A 16,737-nucleotide genomic window follows, 5' to 3' on the forward strand; every position below is an offset into this window, starting at 1 on the left:
GACCCGTGGAAGAGCTTCCGCGGGGTGATGGCCGGGACGCTGATCCTCGAAGCCATCGTCGTGTTGCTGGCGCTGCCCGTGGTGGCCACCAGCGCCGCCGGGCTGACCTGGACGTCGGGCGGATTCGTGGTCGGGCTGGCGATCGTGTTGATCCTGATGTCGGGACTGCAGGGCCGGCCCTGGGCCATCTGGGCGAACCTCGGCATCCAGCTGGTGGTGATCGCCGGTGCGCTGGTTCACGGGGCGATCGGCTTCATTGGCGTCATCTTCGCCGTGGTCTGGCTGCTGATCGTGTACCTGCGGCGCGAGGTGAAACGCAGGCAGGATCGCGGCCTGCTGCCGGGTCAGCAAGCCTCCAGCGAATAGCCGGGCGATAGCTGGGCCACGCCGCACACGCTGTGGGGCCCCCGCCATCGCGCGGTGCGGTTACCGACCGGTACGCTCTCTGCCGTGACTGAGCAGACCCTCGTTTTGATCAAGCCCGACGGCGTGCAGCGCCACCTGGTCGGGGAGATCCTCGGCCGGATCGAGCGCAAGGGTCTGACCCTGGCGGCGCTCGAGCTGAAGAACGTCAGCGTCGAGCTGGCCAAGCAGCACTACGCCGAGCACGACGGCAAGCCCTTCTTCGACTCGCTGCTGGAGTTCATCACCTCCGGACCCGTGGTCGCCGCCATCGTAGAGGGACCGCGTGCGATCGCGGCGTTCCGTCAGATCGCCGGCGGCACCGATCCGGTGGAGAAGGCTGTGCCCGGCACCATCCGCGGTGACCTGGCGCTTGTGACCCAGGACAACCTCGTGCACGGCTCGGACTCGCCGGAGTCGGCGGCCCGCGAGATCGCCCTGTGGTTCCCTGGCGAAGCTTCCGCCTGACAACCCTTCTTCGCAGTCTGGTCAGTACCGCGTCAGTGATGTGGGATACTGGTTCCGGGTAGCCGGCCTCAACCGAGGCCGAACACCCGAATGAAGACTTCGACGAGCGCGACCACCGCAATCCGGTGCGGCGCGGGCCGTCCAGCCATCATTCAGCCAGGCACCGGGTGGGTTCGGTATCGGACCGCCCGGAGCGAGACCACAACAAGTCCGGGGAAAGTGTCCCGGGCCAATAGCGGAAGCCCTCGCGTGGCCGCGTCGACACGACGCGCCCGGGGGCTTGAGGAGAATTCGTGGCCGAAGATGCCCAGAATGACGACCTATCAATCCAGACTCCGCAGCAGGAGGGACTGCCCGAGCGGCTGAGAGTCCACTCCCTGGCGCGGGTGCTCGGCACCACCAGCCGGCGCGTGCTCGATGCCCTGGCCGAGTTCGACGGACGTCAGCGCAGTGCGCATTCCACGATCGACAAGGTCGACGCCGAGCGGGTCCGTGACGCACTCGCGCTCGACTCGACCGAACCGGCGCCCGTCGACCAGGCAGAACCGGTCCAGGTCGAGGCCGTCAGCGTCACCGTGAGCGAGTCCGTCACTCCGGCCGACGCCGCTGAAGCTCCGGCCGAATCCGCCGAGGCCGACGCCACGCAGGCCGATCCCGTCCTGGTCGGTGATGAGCCCGAGTCCCGGTTGATCCTGGAGACGGCGAACATTCCCACCGCCCGCGAAGCCCATACCGAGCGCGCCGATTACCTGCCGCTGTTCGTCGCACCCCAGCCCGTCAGCTTCGTGCCGGTGCACGTCGACGAGGATGACGACGACGAGGACGACACCGACGCTGACACCGACACGGATGCCGATGCCGAGACGGACGACGAGCAGGCGGATCGCCCCGCCGCACGCCGGCGCCGGCGTGGCCGCCGGGGGCGGGGCCGCGGCCGCGGCGAGCAGTCGGACGACAACGGACCCGAGTCCGGCTCGGATTCCGATACCGACACCGTCGATGACCAAGGTGAGTCCGACCAGGATTCCGACGACGAGTCGGACGAGTCGGATGAGGGCACCGACGAGGACAGCGCAGGCAGTGACGGCAGCAACCGCCGTCGCCGTCGCCGTCGCCGGCGCAAGTCCGGCGCGGGTGACAACGATGACGCGGGCTCGCCCGATGACCCGCCCAACACCGTCGTGCACGAGCGCGCCCCGCGCTCCGAGCGATCGGGCAAGGGCAGCGACGACTCGGAGATCCAGGGGATCAGCGGCTCGACCCGGCTGGAAGCCAAGCGCCAGCGCCGCCGCGACGGCCGCGACGCCGGACGTCGTCGCCCGCCGATCCTGAGCGAGGCGGAATTCCTGGCACGTCGTGAGGCCGTCGAGCGCACCATGATCGTGCGCGACAAGGTCCGGACCGAACCGCCGCACGAGGGTGCCCGCTACACCCAGATCGCCGTGCTGGAAGACGGCGTCGTCGTCGAGCACTTCGTGACCTCGGCCGCTTCGGCGTCTTTGGTCGGCAACATCTACCTGGGCATCGTGCAGAACGTGCTGCCGTCGATGGAGGCCGCGTTCGTCGACATCGGCCGTGGCCGCAACGGTGTGCTGTACGCCGGTGAGGTGAACTGGGAGGCCGCGGGCCTCGGCGGCTCGAACCGCAAGATCGAGCAGGCCCTCAAGCCCGGCGACTATGTCGTGGTCCAGGTCAGCAAGGATCCAGTGGGGCACAAGGGTGCCCGGCTCACCACTCAGGTGTCGCTGGCCGGCCGCTACCTGGTGTACGTACCGGGTGCGTCCTCGACCGGGATCAGCCGCAAGCTGCCCGACACCGAACGCCAGCGGCTCAAGGAAATCCTCAAAGAGGTCGTTCCCGCCGATGCCGGCGTGATCATCCGCACCGCGTCGGAGGGCGTCAAGGAAGAGGACATCCGCTCCGACGTCGAGCGGCTGCAGCAGCGCTGGACCGAGATCGAGGCCAAGGCCGCCGAGGTCACCGCGAAGAAGGCCGGCGCGGCCGTCGCCCTGTACGAAGAGCCCGATGTCCTGGTCAAGGTGATCCGCGATCTGTTCAACGAGGACTTCTCGGGCCTGATCGTCTCCGGTGACGAGGCCTGGGACACGATCAACTCCTACGTCAACACCGTCGCTCCCGACCTGGTGGGGCGGCTCACCAAGTACGAGCCCGCCGGTGGCGCCGAGGCGCCCGACGTGTTCGCGGTGCACCGCATCGACGAGCAGCTGGCCAAGGCGATGGACCGCAAGGTGTGGCTGCCCTCGGGCGGAACGCTGGTCATCGACCGCACCGAGGCGATGACCGTGGTCGACGTCAACACCGGCAAGTTCACCGGTGCCGGCGGCAACCTCGAGCAGACCGTCACCCGCAACAACCTGGAAGCCGCCGAGGAGATCGTGCGGCAACTGCGGTTGCGCGACATCGGCGGCATCGTGGTCATCGACTTCATCGACATGGTGCTCGAATCGAACCGTGACCTGGTGCTGCGCCGGCTGACCGAGGCGCTGGGCCGGGACCGTACCCGCCATCAGGTGTCCGAGGTGACCTCACTGGGCCTTGTGCAGCTGACCCGCAAGCGGCTGGGAACCGGTCTGGTGGAGGCGTTTTCGACTACGTGCACGCACTGCGCGGGCCGCGGCATCGTGCTGCACGGCGACCCGGTCGACACCGCGTCGTCATCGAACACCGGCCGCAAGACCGAATCCAGCGGCGGCGGGCGGCGCAGCAAGCGCGGCAAGAAGGGCAATGCGCGTCCCGAGCCCGAAGAGGTACCCGTCGTCAAGGTGCCCGATCATCCGGCCGGCGAGCACCCGATGTTCAAGGCGATGGCCGCGGCCAACGGCCGCCACCACGACGAGGAGTCGCTCGACGAGGACACCGCCGGCGAGGCTGTCGACGGTGAGGAGCAGACCACGCCCGAGCTCGTGGACGTGACGGACGAATCCACCGACGGCGAATTCGACGCGCAGGACACCGACGAGGTGGCCGAATCCGACGAAGATCTGGATGCGGAAGACGTCGACGAGGAGACGGACGACGAATCGGATGAGGACGACTCCGACGACGACATCGACTTCGACGACGAACTCGGCGACGAGGACGAGGATGACGACCTCGACGACATCGACGAAGACGAGGACGACGAGTCCGACGACGACGAGTCCGACGAAGACGAGGACGACGAGGACGACGAGGAGCCGGACGAGCCGGAAGAGGACGTCTACCAGGCACCTGAGCCGGTGGTGGTAGCTACGCCGCCGAGCCGCGGCCGCACCCGACGGCGCGCCGCAGCCAGGCCCGCGGGGCCGCCCAGCCACGAGTAGAGGGCGGTTTGACCCTCTACCCGCTGGTCAAGTACCCTTGACCAGTTGTCTCCAGAGCCTGTAGCAGTCACAGGCCGGTGACGGCGGGGCATCCCGCCACCAAGACCCGCGCACGCACCGACCGGTAGCGCGCGCCCGCAGAGAGCAGCAGAGCAGAGGACACGATGGCGACATACGCAATCGTCAAGACCGGCGGCAAGCAGTACAAGGTTGCCGCTGGTGACGTGGTGAAGGTTGAGAAGCTCGACGCCGAGCCCGGCGCGTCGGTGTCGCTGCCCGTGGCCCTCGTGGTCGACGGCGCCAAGGTCACCAGCAAGGCCGATGACCTGGCCAAGGTCGCCGTGACCGGCGAGGTGCTGGAGCACACCAAGGGTCCCAAGATCCGTATCCACAAGTTCAAGAACAAGACCGGCTACCACAAGCGCCAGGGGCACCGTCAGCAGCTGACCGTGCTCAAGGTCACCGGCATCAAGTAACGAGGGAGCGAACCAATGGCACACAAGAAGGGCGCTTCCAGCTCTCGCAACGGTCGTGAATCCGCAGCACAGCGGCTCGGCGTCAAGCGGTTCGGTGGTCAGGTCGTCAAGGCCGGCGAGATCCTCGTCCGCCAGCGCGGCACCCACTTCCACCCCGGCGTCAACGTCGGCCGTGGCGGCGACGACACCCTGTTCGCGCTGGCTCCCGGCTCGGTGGAGTTCGGTTCCAAGCGCGGCCGCAAGCACGTGAACATCGTTCCCGTGCCGCGCCCGGAGGCCTGAGACTTCGAGGATTCTCCGCGAATGTGAAGCAGCTGCGAGTTCTCGATAGGACTATCGCAATAGCTTCACATTCGACGGAGAGGATGTCCGATGCCCCGGTTTGTCGACCGCGTCGTCATCCATGCGAGTGCAGGGAACGGCGGCCACGGCTGTGCGTCGGTGCACCGCGAGAAATTCAAACCCCTCGGCGGCCCTGACGGCGGCAATGGTGGTCGCGGCGGCAGCATCGTGCTCGTCGTGGATCCTCAGGTACACACCCTGCTGGACTTCCACTTTCATCCCCATGTGGTCGCACCCTCGGGTAAGCAGGGTGCGGGCAGTAACCGTGACGGCGCTGCCGGCGACGATCTGATCGTGCGCGTGCCGGACGGCACGGTGGTGCTCGACGAGAACGGCCGGATGCTGGCCGACATGGTCGGTGCAGGCACCCGGTTCGAAGCCGCACAAGGCGGCCGTGGTGGTCTCGGTAACGCGGCGCTGGCCTCGCGGGCCCGTAAGGCTCCGGGCTTCGCCCTGCTCGGTGAGAAGGGGCAGTCCCGGGATCTCACCCTGGAACTCAAGACCGTCGCCGACGTCGGCCTGATCGGTTTTCCCTCGGCCGGCAAATCCTCTCTGGTGTCGACCATCTCGGCGGCCAAGCCCAAGATCGCCGACTATCCGTTCACCACGCTGGTACCCAACCTGGGTGTGGTGTCGGCCGGTGACAACACGTTCACTGTGGCCGACGTTCCCGGCCTGATTCCGGGAGCGTCCGAAGGCCGGGGTCTGGGCCTGGAATTCCTCCGGCACCTTGAGCGCTGCGCGGTGCTCGTGCATGTCGTGGACTGCGCCACCATGGAACCCGGGCGTGACCCGATCTCCGATATCGAGGCGCTGGAAGCCGAACTCGCCGCCTATTCCCCGACGCTGCAAGGTGATTCCACCCTCGGCGATCTCGCGTCGCGGCCGCGTGCGGTGGTGCTCAACAAGATCGATGTTCCCGATGCCCGGGAGCTGGCCGACTTCGTGCGGGAAGAGGTCGCCGACCGGTTCGGCTGGCCGGTGTACGAGATCTCGACCGTCAGCCGTGATGGATTGCGCCCGTTGATCTTTGCGCTGTGGGAGATGGTGAAGGCCTATCGCGACGCGCAGCCCGCGGTGGTGCCCAGGCGTCCGGTGATCCGGCCGATCGCCGTCGACGAGAGCGGCTTCACGGTCGAGACCGACGGTTTCGGCGGGTTCATCGTGCGCGGTACCCGTCCCGAGCGCTGGATCGCACAGACCAACTTCGACAACGACGAAGCCGTCGGTTACCTCGGCGACCGGTTGGCGCGGTTGGGCGTCGAGGATGAGCTGTTCAAACTGGGCGCCAAGCCCGGGTGCGCCGTGACCATCGGCGACATGACCTTCGACTGGGAGCCGCAGACCCCGGCCGGTGTGGACATGCCGCTGACGGGTCGAGGCACCGACATCCGGCTCGAGCAGACCGACCGGATCGGCGCCGCCGAACGCAAGGCTGCCCGACGGGAGCGCCGCCAGCCCGGCAGTGAGGACGCGTGAGCGTTCATCGCGAGGCGATTCGGACCGCACGCAGCGTAGTCGTCAAGATCGGCACCACGGCGCTCACCACTCCGGCCGGTGTCTTCGACGCCCGCCGGCTCGCGGTCCTGGTCGAGGCCATCGAGGGCCGGATGAAGGCCGGCTCCGATCTGGTGATCGTGTCCTCCGGTGCCATCGCGGCCGGAATCGAGCCGCTCGGACTCTCCAAGCGCCCAACGGATCTGGCCACCAAGCAGGCGGCGGCCAGCGTCGGCCAGGTGGCCCTGGTCAACGCGTGGAGTTCGGCGTTCGCCGTATACAGCCGCACGGTCGGCCAGGTGCTGCTGACCGCCCACGACATCGCGATGCGGGTGCAGCACAACAACGCACAGCGCACCTTGGACCGGTTGCGCGCCCTGCATGCGGTGGCGATCGTCAACGAGAACGACACCGTGGCCACCAACGAGATCAGGTTCGGCGACAACGACCGCCTCTCCGCTCTGGTGGCCCAACTGGTCGGTGCCGATGCGCTGATCCTGCTGTCCGACATCGACGGCCTGTACGACTCCGATCCACGAAAAGGCAACGCCCGCTTCATCCCTGAGGTCGCCGCGCAAGGCGATCTGGACGGGGTGGTGGCCGGCGGAGGCAGCAACCTGGGTACTGGCGGCATGGCCTCGAAGCTGTCGTCGGCCTTGCTGGCCGCCGATGCCGGGGTGCCGGTGCTGCTGGCCGCCGCGGCCGATGCCGGTGCGGCCCTGAGCGATGCGTCGGTGGGCACCGTCTTCGCGCCGCGGCCCGAGCGGATGTCGGCGCGGCGGTTCTGGGTTCGCCATGCCGCGGAGTCGCACGGGGCATTGACCCTCGACGACGGCGCGGTGCGCGCGGTGGTCAAACAGCGCCGTTCGCTGCTGCCGGCCGGGATCACCGAGGTCAGCGGGCGATTCCACGGCGGTGACGTGGTGGATCTGCGGGGGCTTGACGGGCAGACCGTGGCGCGTGGCGTGGTGGCCTACGAGGCGACGGAGCTGGCGGCGATCATCGGCCGCTCGACGCCGGATCTGCCGGCCGAGCTGCGCCGGCCCGCGGTGCACGCCGACGATCTGGTCGCCACCTAGCGATTTGTGCACCTCCGGTAACGCTGACCGTTCCGGGCGGTGCACAAATCACAGGTGCGGGGACTCCAGATACAGCGCACCCCAGATTATTTGCGTGAGGGTGTCGGCCAGTTCGGCGTCGTAGGAGTTCGGGTGTGACGGCAGGTTCTGATGGCAGGTCCGTTCCACCATCCAGGTCAGGGTGCTGGCGGTGACGTCGGCCGGAAGTTGCGTGCGGATCGAACCGTCGGCCTGCCCCTGCTCGATCACGCGGGTGAGCTGATCGCCGATCCCGGTCAACAGCTCGCGGTAGGTCTGCCCGACGAGTGGGTCGTAGCCCGACATCTCGTTGAGCGCGATCAATACCGGTTGGTGGCGCCGATAGCTGGCGATGATGCCTGCCATGGCCGCACGGACGTCGTCCGGGTCGCGCCGCCCCGAGACACTCCACCACCGCTCGGCGGCCTGGGTCAGATCGCCGAACACCTGGCTGGCCAGCCGGCGCAGCAGATGCCCCTTGTCCTCGAAGTAGATGTAGAAGCTGGCCCGCGAGATCCCGGCCTCGGTGGCCAGTCTGTCGACGCTGAGCTCGGTGAAGCTGGTGCCGTCGGCCATCAACCGGTCGGTGGCATCGAGTAGCTGCCGTTCGATCCGCTCGCGCCGTTCCTCCCGGTTGGCCTGCGGTTTTCGCGTTACCGATGGCATGGGCACAGCGTATCGGCTTTCCTCACACCTTGACTAGACATAGTGTCTAGACTTATCGTCACCCACATGACTGTGTCGCCCATCACATCCGCCACTTCCTACGTGCGCCCGTACGACCCGATCGATCTCTCGTCCCGGGTGTTCTGGGCCACCACGGCCGCCGATCGCGAGGTCTCTTTCGCCGAGCTGCGTGCCTCCCGGCCTGTCAGTTGGCATCCACCGGTCGAGGACGCGCTCATGCCCGATCCCGACGATCGCGGGTTCTGGGCGGTCACCCGGCACGCCGACATCGTGACGGTCAGCCGTGACAGCGAGACCTATCTGTCGGGCAAAGGGGTGCTGTTCGAGTCCATTCCGGAAGAGCTGCTGGAGGCCTCACAGTCGTTCCTGGCGATGGACGCGCCCCGGCACACGCTGATCCGCAAACTGGTCCACGCGGCGTTCACGCCCCGCCAGGTCGCCCGCATCGAAACCTCGATCAAGGAGAACGCCCGCGATATCGTGGCCGAGCTCAAAGAGGTCGGTAGCGGGGTGGACTTCGTCGACCAGTGCGCCAAGGAACTTCCGATCCGCACGTTGTCGGACATGGTGGGAATCCCCGAATCCGAACGCCAGCGGGTGGCGCATGCCGCCGACGCGCTGGTGTCCTGGGCCGACCCGGTTTATCTGGCCGGGCGCAACCCGCTGGAGGTGCTGCTGCAGAACCAGATGTACCTGCATCAGGTGGCGAATGCGCTTGCCGCAGAACGCAGGCAGAGTCCCGGCAACGATCTGATCAGCGCGCTGGTGCACGCGGAGGTCGACGGGGACCGGCTCACCGACGCCGAGGTCGCGGCATTCTTCGTGCTGCTGGCGGTGGCGGGCAACGATACGACGCGCCAGACCACGAGCCATGCGCTCAAGGCGCTCACCGATCACCCCGACCAGCGGGCTTGGCTGCTGGCGGATTTCGACGACCGGATCGGCGGCGCGGTCGAAGAGTTCGTGCGTTGGGCGACGCCGGTGATGACGTTCCGGCGTACCGCGGCCGTCGACGTCGAACTCGGTGGGCAGCGGATCTCGGCGGGGGAGAAGGTGGTGATGTTCTATTCCTCTGGTAACCGGGATGCCGAGGTGTTCGACCGGCCCGAGGTTCTCGACCTGAGCCGAAAGCCCAATCCGCACCTGGGATTCGGTGGCGGTGGCCGCCATTTCTGCCTGGGCGCGCATGTCGCCCGGACGCAGTTGCGCGCGATCTTCGGCGAGCTGCTGCATCAGTTGCCCGATATCGCCGCGGGGGAGCCGGCCTATCTGGAGGGCAACTTCGTGCACGCTATCCGGTCGATGCCGTGCACGTTCTCCTGAGCTCACCGGCCAACAGCGTCAACATTTCCGAACAGCCCGCCTCGACCTTCACCGTGGCCAGATCGTCACCGCGGGTGGGTCCGCGGTTGATGATCGCCACCGGGATTTCGTGTGCGGCCGCGTGCCGGACGAATCGGTAACCCGAGTACACGGTCAGGGAGGACCCGGCCACCAAGAGTGCCTCGCCATCGTCCACCATCGAGTACGCCTGTTCGACACGGGCTTTGGGGACACTCTCGCCGAAGTAGACGATGTCGGGTTTGAGCATGCCCGCACAGGCCGGGCAGTCCACGACGGTGAACGAATCGGTTTCGCGGACCACTGCGTCGGCGTCGGGTGCCACCGCGATCCCGCCGACCGCCTCGGCGCGTTCGATGAAGCCGGGATTGGCCGCTTCCAACAGCGCGGCCAACTCGTCGCGGCCCATCGTCGCGCCGCAGTCCAGGCAGATCACCTGCGCGTACGTGCCATGCAGGTTGACCACCGACCGGCTGCCGGCCTTGCTGTGCAGTAGATCGACGTTCTGGGTGATCAGCCCGTTCACCACGCCGGTGGCTTCGAGTGCGGCCAGGGCCCGGTGTCCGGCGTTGGGCAGCGTGTTGTCCATGTGGCGCCAGCCGACGTGGTTGCGAGCCCAGTACCGCTGCCGGAACACCGGATCGGAGGTGAACTGCCGGATCGTCATCGGATTGCTCGGCGGGGAATCCGGGCCACGGTAATCGGGGATGCCGGAATCGGTCGACATTCCCGCGCCGGTCAACACCGCCACGCGGCGTCCCTGCAGCAGGGCGACGAGTTCGGGGGCATCCACCCTCGCCAGGATAGGCCGCCGGTCAGTCCAGGCACTCGGACGCCGGCACAACCTTGGCGCTCATGTTGCGGCGCATCATCTGCAGCGCCGCCTCACCCAGCCCGGCGTCGATGTGCGCCACCGCGTCGGACGGGATCACCACGTCGAAATGTCGCACGTAGGCGTCCAGCGCGCTGTACAGGATGCACTGCTCGGTGACCTGGCCGGCCAGTATGAGCCGACGGGCGCCCAACCGGCCCAGCAGGTAATCCAGCGCGGTCGCATAGAACACACTGTGGCGCACCTTGGTCAGCAGCAGGCAGTCGTCCGCCGGGACGATCGGCCGCACCAGTTCGGGGTGTTCACCGGCCAGCGCGGCCTCGACGATGTCACTGAACTGCGCCGTGAAATCGCCGTAGTTGTCGTTGACGTAGATCAGGTCGATGTTCTCGCGGCTGCGAGCGCTCTTGATCAGTCCGACCAGCGGATCGATGATCGGTGCCACGTTGGGGGCAAGCAGTTCGGCATCCTCGTGCCGGTAGTGGTTGAGCATGTCCACAACCACCAGTGCGGTATCGCTCATGCCTCATTTGGTACCCAGTGGCCCGATCTTGACACTTTTCGGGTGACAATGGGCGCGATGGACTTCTACAGCGCCTATCACCACGGTTTCGCGCGGGTTGCCGCCTGCACCCACCACACGGCGTTGGCGGATCCGCCGGCGAACGCCGAATCGGTGCTCCGGTTGGCGCAGGCCTGCCACGACGACGGCGTGGCCGTCGCTGTTTTTCCCGAGCTGACCTTGTCTGGCTACTCGATCGACGACATCCTGATGCAGGATGCCCTGCTGGAGTCGGTGGAAGAGGCGCTCATCGAAATCGTCGCGGCCTCGGTGGTGTTGACGCCGGTGCTCGTGGTCGGTGCACCGCTGCGGTACCGGCATCGGATCTACAACGCCGCGGTCGTCATCCACCGTGGCGCCGTGCTCGGGGTGGCTCCCAAGTCCTATCTACCGACCTACCGGGAGTTCTACGAGCGCAGGCAGATGGCCACCGGCGCCGACGTGCGCGGCACCATTCGGGTGGCCGGTGCCGAGGTGCCGTTCGGGCCGGACCTGCTGTTCGTGGCGTCCGACCTTCCCGGGCTGGTTCTGCATGTCGAGATCTGCGAGGACATGTTCGTGCCGGTGCCCCCCAGTGCGCAGGCCGCGCTGGCGGGCGCGACGGTGCTGGCGAACCTCTCGGGCAGCCCGATCACCGTGGGGCGCGCCGAAGACCGTGCGCTGCTGGCTCGCTCGGCTTCGTCGCGGTGCCTGGCCGCCTATGTGTACGCCGCGGCCGGCGAGGGGGAGTCGACCACCGATCTGGCCTGGGACGGCCAGACGATGATCTGGGAGAACGGACTGCTGCTCGCCGAGAGTGAGCGCTTCCCGAGGGGTGAGCGACGCTCGGTGGCGGACGTGGACCTGGAGCTGCTGCGTTCCGAGCGACTGAGGATGGGCACGTTCGACGACAACGCCAGAAATCATGGCGCCCAGGTGGATTCGTTCCGCCGTATCGAGTTCCAGCTCGACCCGCCGACGGGTGACATCGGGCTGCTGCGCGAGGTCGAACGGTTCCCGTTCGTGCCGGCGGATCCCGCACGCCTGCAACAGGATTGCTATGAGGCGTACAACATCCAGGTTTCCGGCCTGGAGCAGCGGTTGCGCGCGCTGAAGTACCCCAAGGTGGTCATCGGGGTGTCCGGCGGCCTGGATTCCACCCACGCCCTGATAGTGGCGGCACGGGCGATGGATCGGGAAAACCGGCCGCGCAGTGACATTCTCGCGTTCACGCTGCCCGGCTTCGCCACCGGCGACCGCACCAAGAACAACGCCATCCGGTTGAGCCAGGCGCTCGGCGTGACGTTCGAAGAGATCGACATCAAGAAGACCGCCGAGCTGATGCTGACCGAGATGGAGCATCCGTTCGGCCGCGGTGAGAAGGTTTACGACGTCACGTTCGAGAACGTCCAGGCCGGCTTGCGCACCGACTACCTGTTCCGGCTGGCCAATCAGCGCGGCGGCATCGTGCTCGGCACCGGTGACCTGTCCGAGCTGGCGCTGGGCTGGTCGACATACGGGGTCGGCGACCAGATGTCGCATTACAACGTCAACGGCGGAGTGCCGAAAACCCTGATCCAGCATCTGATCCGGTGGGTGATCTCGTCGGACCAGTTCGGTGGCGAGGTGAACGAGGTCCTCCAATCGGTGCTGGACACCGAGATCACCCCGGAACTGGTGCCCACGGGCGAGGATGAGGAGATCCAGAGCAGCGAGGCCAAGGTCGGTCCGTATGCGCTGCAGGATTTTTCGTTGTTCCAGGTGCTGCGCTACGGATTCCGCCCGTCCAAGGTGGCCTTCCTGGCATGGCATGCCTGGCATGATGCGGCCCACGGTGACTGGCCGGCGGGATTCCCGGAGGACAAGCGCCCGGTGTATTCGCTCAAGGACATCCGGCACTGGCTGCAGGTGTTCGCCCAGCGGTTCTACTCGTTCTCTCAGTTCAAGCGTTCGGCGCTGCCGAACGGTCCCAAGGTGTCGCACGGCGGCGCCTTGTCGCCGCGGGGAGATTGGCGGGCGCCGTCGGATATGTCAGCCCGGATCTGGCTCGACGAGATCGAGCGGAACGTCCCCGAACACTAGTTCCGCCCGCCTGCGTCCGGCCAAATGACCGGTTGACCCAATTGACGACGCAAAAAATTGACAAGCTAACCTTCTGCCTCACATCGCCGCGCTAATGTGCGGCAGGTCACAGTCCGGCCTGGGCCGGATGTCGGTCTAGGAGGTTGCGTTGGGTGCTGCGAAGTACGTCGGCCGGGTAGGGGGATTGGCGGTCGCGCTCGGGGTCGGGTCGGCCGTCGTTCTGGGTGGTCAGGTGCTGGGCGCACCGGTGGCCTCGGCATCGCCGGGTGACACGTCGTCCGGGTCAACGTCGTCTCCCACTGCCGGCAAGGGCCCGGCCAAGGACCGGCCGAGTGCCCGCTCGCTGCGGCAGGCGACGGTGCGTGCGGCGATCAAGGACCGGGCGGCCAAGCTCGGTGAATCCGGTCGCCATCGCGTCGGTGCCACGACGCCGAAGTCCCAACTCGCTCAAACCATCGCCGACCGACTGTCGGATGCTCGGGCCAACATCGAGACCGGCTCGAACCGGCACGACGCCGCGGCGGCGGACGACACCGACACCCCCGGCCCGGCCAAACCCGCGGCGAGCCCCAAGGCGATCGAGACGCTCCGCGGCCTGTCGTTCACCGGTCCGAATCTTCCCCGGCCCCTGCGTGATCAGGCTCAGCCTCCCGGCGGAGCGGCCACGGTCGCGGCTGTCGAGGCCGGCGTGGTCGACGAACCCGCTCCCGCTCCCGTACCGGGCCTGATCGCGGCCGTGGTCAACAACATCGCCACCACCCTGGCCGGGAACTCGCCGACTGCGCCGCGGACCGACTCGCCGGCCGAATGGGTGCTGCTGGCGGCCGCGCGTCGCGAATTCTCCACCGCCGCCGTCGCCCCCTCGGCGGCCACCACCACCGACGGCATCACCGCGACCCCTTCGGTGGTCATCGTCGACGGCATCATCAACGGCAGCACGGGGGCGACGAGCTCGAGCGGGTTGCCGCTCACCTACACCGTGGTCGGCGCCCCCAGCGCCGGCGGCAAGGTCCGGCTCAATTCGGCCAACGGCACCTTCACGTTCCTGCCCTACGCGACGGTGGTCGACAACGACGGGACCGAGCAGTTCACCGTGCTGGTGGCCGAGACGACACCGTTCGACGCTGCGCTGCAACAGATCCCGGTCGTCGGCTCGTTCGTGCCGCAGGTCCTGGTGGTCGTGCACCAGATCCCGGTCGTGAACGACGTGTTGGCGCCGCTCATCGGTGACTCCGAGGTGGTGGCGGTCAACGTCGACGTCGGCGCGCTGGCGCCTGGCGACACTCCGGTGGCCTACACCTACAAGGTCACCTCTTTCGACGGCACGCAGATCAGCATGAACTGGTTCCCGGCCTCGGGCCTGCAGGCGGGCGAGGAGGCGCCGACGATCTTCAGTGGCGCCGGTCTGTCCAGTGCCGGTGACACCAACCCGTACACCGGAGGCCCGACCGGCGTCGGCACGTTCCGGGACAACGGCTACAACGTCGTCACCTGGGACTCGCGCGGTGAGCACGATTCGGGCGGGATCCTGCAGCTGGACAATCCGTTCTTCGAGGGCCGCGACGTGTCGGCCCTGATCGACTACGTCGCCAAACGGCCCGGGACGCAACTCGACGCCGCGAACGATCCACGGATGGGCATGGTGGGTCCGTCATACGGCGGAGGCATCCAGTGGGTGGCCGCGGGCACCGACAACCGGATCGACGCGATCGTGCCGACGATCTCATGGAACTCGCTGAACAGCTCGCTCTACCCCAACGAGGCGTTCAAGACGTCGTATGCGGCGCTGCTGCTGCTGTCGTTGGTGACGTCGGGCGCGAACATCAACACCCAGCTGTACAGCGGCATCTTGACCGGTGGGCTGCTGGGCATCCTGACCCCCGAGCAGCAGGCCCTGCTGGCCAGCAGTGGCCCGACCGCGCTGGTCAACAAGGTCACCGCACCGACGCTGATCATCCAGGGCACCGTGGACGTGTTGTTCCCGCTGCAGCAGGCGATGGACAACGCTCAAATCCTCGACGCCAACGGGGTGCCGGTGAAGATGGTCTGGTTCTGCGGCGGCCACGGCAACTGCGAGACCCCTCCCGGCGACAGCGCAGAGATGGTCCAGACCGCGACGCTGAGCTGGCTCGACACCTATGTCAAGCACAAGGGCGAAAATGTCGATGGCAGCCTGGCGGATAGTCTTCCTACGTTCGGGTGGATCGACCAGAACGGCGACCACTACACCTCCGACCTCCTGCCGACCGACCCGAACTTCACCGGGACCCCGGTCACGGCCTCGGGCAGCGGCGGGCTGCTCGGAATCGTCCCGATCCTCGGCGGTTCCGGACCGGGCGCGGCGGGGATCCCGTTCGGCCTCGGGGACGGCACCAAGGCCATCAACGCGGTGAACACCACGGTGACCGCTCCATCGGACACCGCCACCCAGATCGTCGGTGCGCCCGAGCTGACCATGACGTACTCCGGCATCGGCACCAGCCGCCACGTCTACGCCCAGATCGTCGACGACCAGACCGGGCAGGTGATCGGCAATGTGGTCACGCCGATTCCGGTCACTCTCGACGGCAAGGAGCACACCGTCACCATCCCGATGGAGGCCGTGGCCTACACGCTGGAGCCCGGACACACTGCCACCGTGCAGATCACCACTTCGGCGACGCCGTTCCTCAACTTCACGCAGTTCGGCGTCATCAACATTTCCGACGTGGAGGTGTCGCTGCCGACCGTGGGGGACGGCGCCGACGCGCAGCTCGCGTCGGACGCCGCACAGGAGGTGGTCAGCGTCTAGAGCCGGCCCTCGGCCCGCAGGTCCGGATGGACCCATTCGGGTGAGCGCCGCGCCTTGAACGCGCGGAAGCCCTCCATCGCCTCGTCGCCGCTGTAGCTGGCCTTCATGCCGATCCGGTCGTAAAGGCCCATGTAGCTGTCCAGGCTGGACTTGACCACCCCGCGGGCGCGCGGTGCGGTCCGGCAGCACTGGGCCAGCACTTCTGTTGCAGCGGAGAGCAATTGGTCGTGCGGCACCACCCGGGCCACCATGCCCCAGTCGACGGCCTCCTGCGCGCTGAGGGTGCGGCCGGTGAACATCAGGTCGCGGGTTCGGACCGGGCCGATCAGGCGGGCCAGCATCTGGCTGTAGTAGGTGTCGGCGATGCCGCGGTACAACTCGGGCACCCGGAACGTGGCGCGGTCGCTGACCACGGCCATGTCGCTGCAGATCGCGATCTGCAGACCGCCGCCCTGGCACAGGCCGTTGACGGCGCTCACCACCGGTTTGACCGACTGGCGCAGCGTCTCGAACGGGGTGACGTCCATCGACAGGGCCGCACCGAAGCTCATCCAGTCGTCGACGCCGTTGCCGCCGCCGAGGTCGCCACCGGGGGCGAAGACGTCCCCGGTCCCGGTGATCAGCAGCCCGGCCAGGTCCGGGTCCGCCTCGACATGGGTGACCGCGTACCGGATGCCGAAGTACATGGCCGGAGTCATCGCGTTACGGGCGTCCGGCCGATCCAGGGTGACCACGCCGAACGGGCCCTGTCGGTCGAACCTGAGATACGGCGTGCCGAGCCAGTCGCCGTCGGGCGGGCGCGGAGTCTGTCCCTCTGTCATGGTTGGCGACTATAACTTCAACGGTATCGCCTTCAGT

The 16,737-nt window shown here is 67.5% G+C and carries 14 protein-coding genes; 10 read left to right on the forward strand and 4 right to left on the reverse strand.

The genetic code is table 11. From position 1 onward, the window contains the following. The first annotated feature begins 27 nt into the window (after positions 1–27). The 7 genes from BN2156_RS01770 to proB all read left to right on the forward strand — a co-directional run bounded on the left by BN2156_RS01770 (position 28) and on the right by proB (position 7,587). A complete protein-coding gene (locus BN2156_RS01770; protein ID WP_210436619.1) occupies positions 28–366 on the forward strand; it encodes a DUF4233 domain-containing protein in 339 nt (112 codons plus the stop codon). A gap of 84 nt (positions 367–450) precedes the next feature. Beyond that, a complete protein-coding gene (gene ndk, locus BN2156_RS01775) occupies positions 451–870 on the forward strand; it encodes a nucleoside-diphosphate kinase (RefSeq protein ID WP_090509598.1) in 420 nt (139 codons plus the stop codon). 293 nt (positions 871–1,163) lie between these two features. Further along, complete coding sequence (locus BN2156_RS01780; RefSeq protein WP_090509601.1) at positions 1,164–4,193, forward strand: ribonuclease E; 3,030 nt, start codon at positions 1,164–1,166, stop codon at positions 4,191–4,193. 164 nt (positions 4,194–4,357) lie between these two features. Beyond that, a complete protein-coding gene (gene rplU / locus BN2156_RS01785) occupies positions 4,358–4,669 on the forward strand; it encodes a 50S ribosomal protein L21 (RefSeq protein WP_029367319.1) in 312 nt (103 codons plus the stop codon). 15 nt (positions 4,670–4,684) lie between these two features. Beyond that, positions 4,685–4,951, forward strand: a complete 267-nt coding sequence (rpmA, locus tag BN2156_RS01790; RefSeq protein WP_003879727.1) for a 50S ribosomal protein L27 — start codon at positions 4,685–4,687, stop codon at positions 4,949–4,951. A gap of 90 nt (positions 4,952–5,041) precedes the next feature. After that, positions 5,042–6,490, forward strand: coding sequence for a GTPase ObgE (gene obgE / locus BN2156_RS01795; protein ID WP_090509602.1), 1,449 nt, complete (start codon positions 5,042–5,044; stop codon positions 6,488–6,490). Continuing rightward, positions 6,487–7,587 (forward strand): glutamate 5-kinase, encoded by a 1,101-nt coding sequence (gene proB / locus BN2156_RS01800; protein ID WP_090509605.1) that lies wholly within the window; start codon positions 6,487–6,489, stop codon positions 7,585–7,587. Before obgE ends, proB begins: the two co-directional genes overlap by 4 nt. A 48-nt stretch (positions 7,588–7,635) precedes the next feature. Here the strand turns inward: proB and BN2156_RS01805 are convergent, their stop codons facing one another. Beyond that, positions 7,636–8,271 carry a TetR/AcrR family transcriptional regulator gene (locus BN2156_RS01805; protein WP_090509607.1) on the reverse strand — a complete coding sequence of 212 codons (636 nt, stop codon included), beginning with the start codon at positions 8,269–8,271 and terminating at the stop codon, positions 7,636–7,638. A gap of 66 nt (positions 8,272–8,337) precedes the next feature. Here BN2156_RS01805 and BN2156_RS01810 point away from each other — a divergent pair, with 66 nt between their 5' ends. After that, positions 8,338–9,615 carry a cytochrome P450 gene (locus BN2156_RS01810; protein WP_090509610.1) on the forward strand — a complete coding sequence of 426 codons (1,278 nt, stop codon included), beginning with the start codon at positions 8,338–8,340 and terminating at the stop codon, positions 9,613–9,615. Here BN2156_RS01810 and BN2156_RS01815 read toward each other — a convergent pair. Together BN2156_RS01815 and BN2156_RS01820 are read right to left on the reverse strand one after the other, a co-directional pair. Continuing rightward, the gene (locus tag BN2156_RS01815; RefSeq protein WP_090509612.1) at positions 9,584–10,426 is read right to left on the reverse strand and encodes an NAD-dependent protein deacetylase; all 843 of its coding nucleotides are present in this window, start codon (positions 10,424–10,426) and stop codon (positions 9,584–9,586) included. The genes BN2156_RS01810 and BN2156_RS01815 overlap by 32 nt on opposite strands. Before the next feature lie 22 nt (positions 10,427–10,448). Continuing rightward, positions 10,449–10,988, reverse strand: a complete 540-nt coding sequence (locus BN2156_RS01820) for a cysteine hydrolase family protein (protein WP_090509615.1) — start codon at positions 10,986–10,988, stop codon at positions 10,449–10,451. Between the two features lie 57 nt (positions 10,989–11,045). Here BN2156_RS01820 and BN2156_RS01825 point away from each other — a divergent pair, with 57 nt between their 5' ends. Both BN2156_RS01825 and BN2156_RS01830 read left to right on the forward strand, forming a co-directional pair. Next, positions 11,046–13,088 carry an NAD(+) synthase gene (locus BN2156_RS01825; protein WP_090509619.1) on the forward strand — a complete coding sequence of 681 codons (2,043 nt, stop codon included), beginning with the start codon at positions 11,046–11,048 and terminating at the stop codon, positions 13,086–13,088. Positions 13,089–13,236: 148 nt separating this feature from the next. After that, on the forward strand, positions 13,237–15,879 hold the full coding sequence (locus BN2156_RS01830; RefSeq protein ID WP_090509621.1) for a S15 peptidase family protein: 2,643 nt from the start codon (positions 13,237–13,239) through the stop codon (positions 15,877–15,879). On the opposite strand, the gene BN2156_RS01835 is transcribed toward BN2156_RS01830, so the two are convergent. After that, positions 15,876–16,700: an enoyl-CoA hydratase/isomerase family protein gene (locus BN2156_RS01835; RefSeq protein WP_090509623.1), complete on the reverse strand. Its 825-nt coding sequence runs from the start codon at positions 16,698–16,700 to the stop codon at positions 15,876–15,878. The genes BN2156_RS01830 and BN2156_RS01835 overlap by 4 nt on opposite strands. Positions 16,701–16,737 lie beyond the last annotated feature (37 nt).

This window comes from Mycolicibacterium neworleansense (genome assembly GCF_001245615.1).
GTDB classification, from domain to species: Bacteria; Actinomycetota; Actinomycetes; order Mycobacteriales; family Mycobacteriaceae; genus Mycobacterium; species Mycobacterium neworleansense.

Coding starts and splice junctions, on each gene's coding strand:
- rplU (WP_029367319.1), top strand. CDS start 4,358: ATGGCGACATACGCAATCGTCAAGACCGGCGGCAAGCAGTACAAGGTT.
- BN2156_RS01805 (WP_090509607.1), bottom strand. CDS start 8,271: ATGCCATCGGTAACGCGAAAACCGCAGGCCAACCGGGAGGAACGGCGC.
- rpmA (WP_003879727.1), top strand. CDS start 4,685: ATGGCACACAAGAAGGGCGCTTCCAGCTCTCGCAACGGTCGTGAATCC.
- BN2156_RS01820 (WP_090509615.1), bottom strand. CDS start 10,988: ATGAGCGATACCGCACTGGTGGTTGTGGACATGCTCAACCACTACCGG.
- obgE (WP_090509602.1), top strand. CDS start 5,042: ATGCCCCGGTTTGTCGACCGCGTCGTCATCCATGCGAGTGCAGGGAAC.
- BN2156_RS01770 (WP_210436619.1), top strand. CDS start 28: ATGGCCGGGACGCTGATCCTCGAAGCCATCGTCGTGTTGCTGGCGCTG.
- BN2156_RS01825 (WP_090509619.1), top strand. CDS start 11,046: ATGGACTTCTACAGCGCCTATCACCACGGTTTCGCGCGGGTTGCCGCC.
- BN2156_RS01835 (WP_090509623.1), bottom strand. CDS start 16,700: ATGACAGAGGGACAGACTCCGCGCCCGCCCGACGGCGACTGGCTCGGC.
- BN2156_RS01810 (WP_090509610.1), top strand. CDS start 8,338: ATGACTGTGTCGCCCATCACATCCGCCACTTCCTACGTGCGCCCGTAC.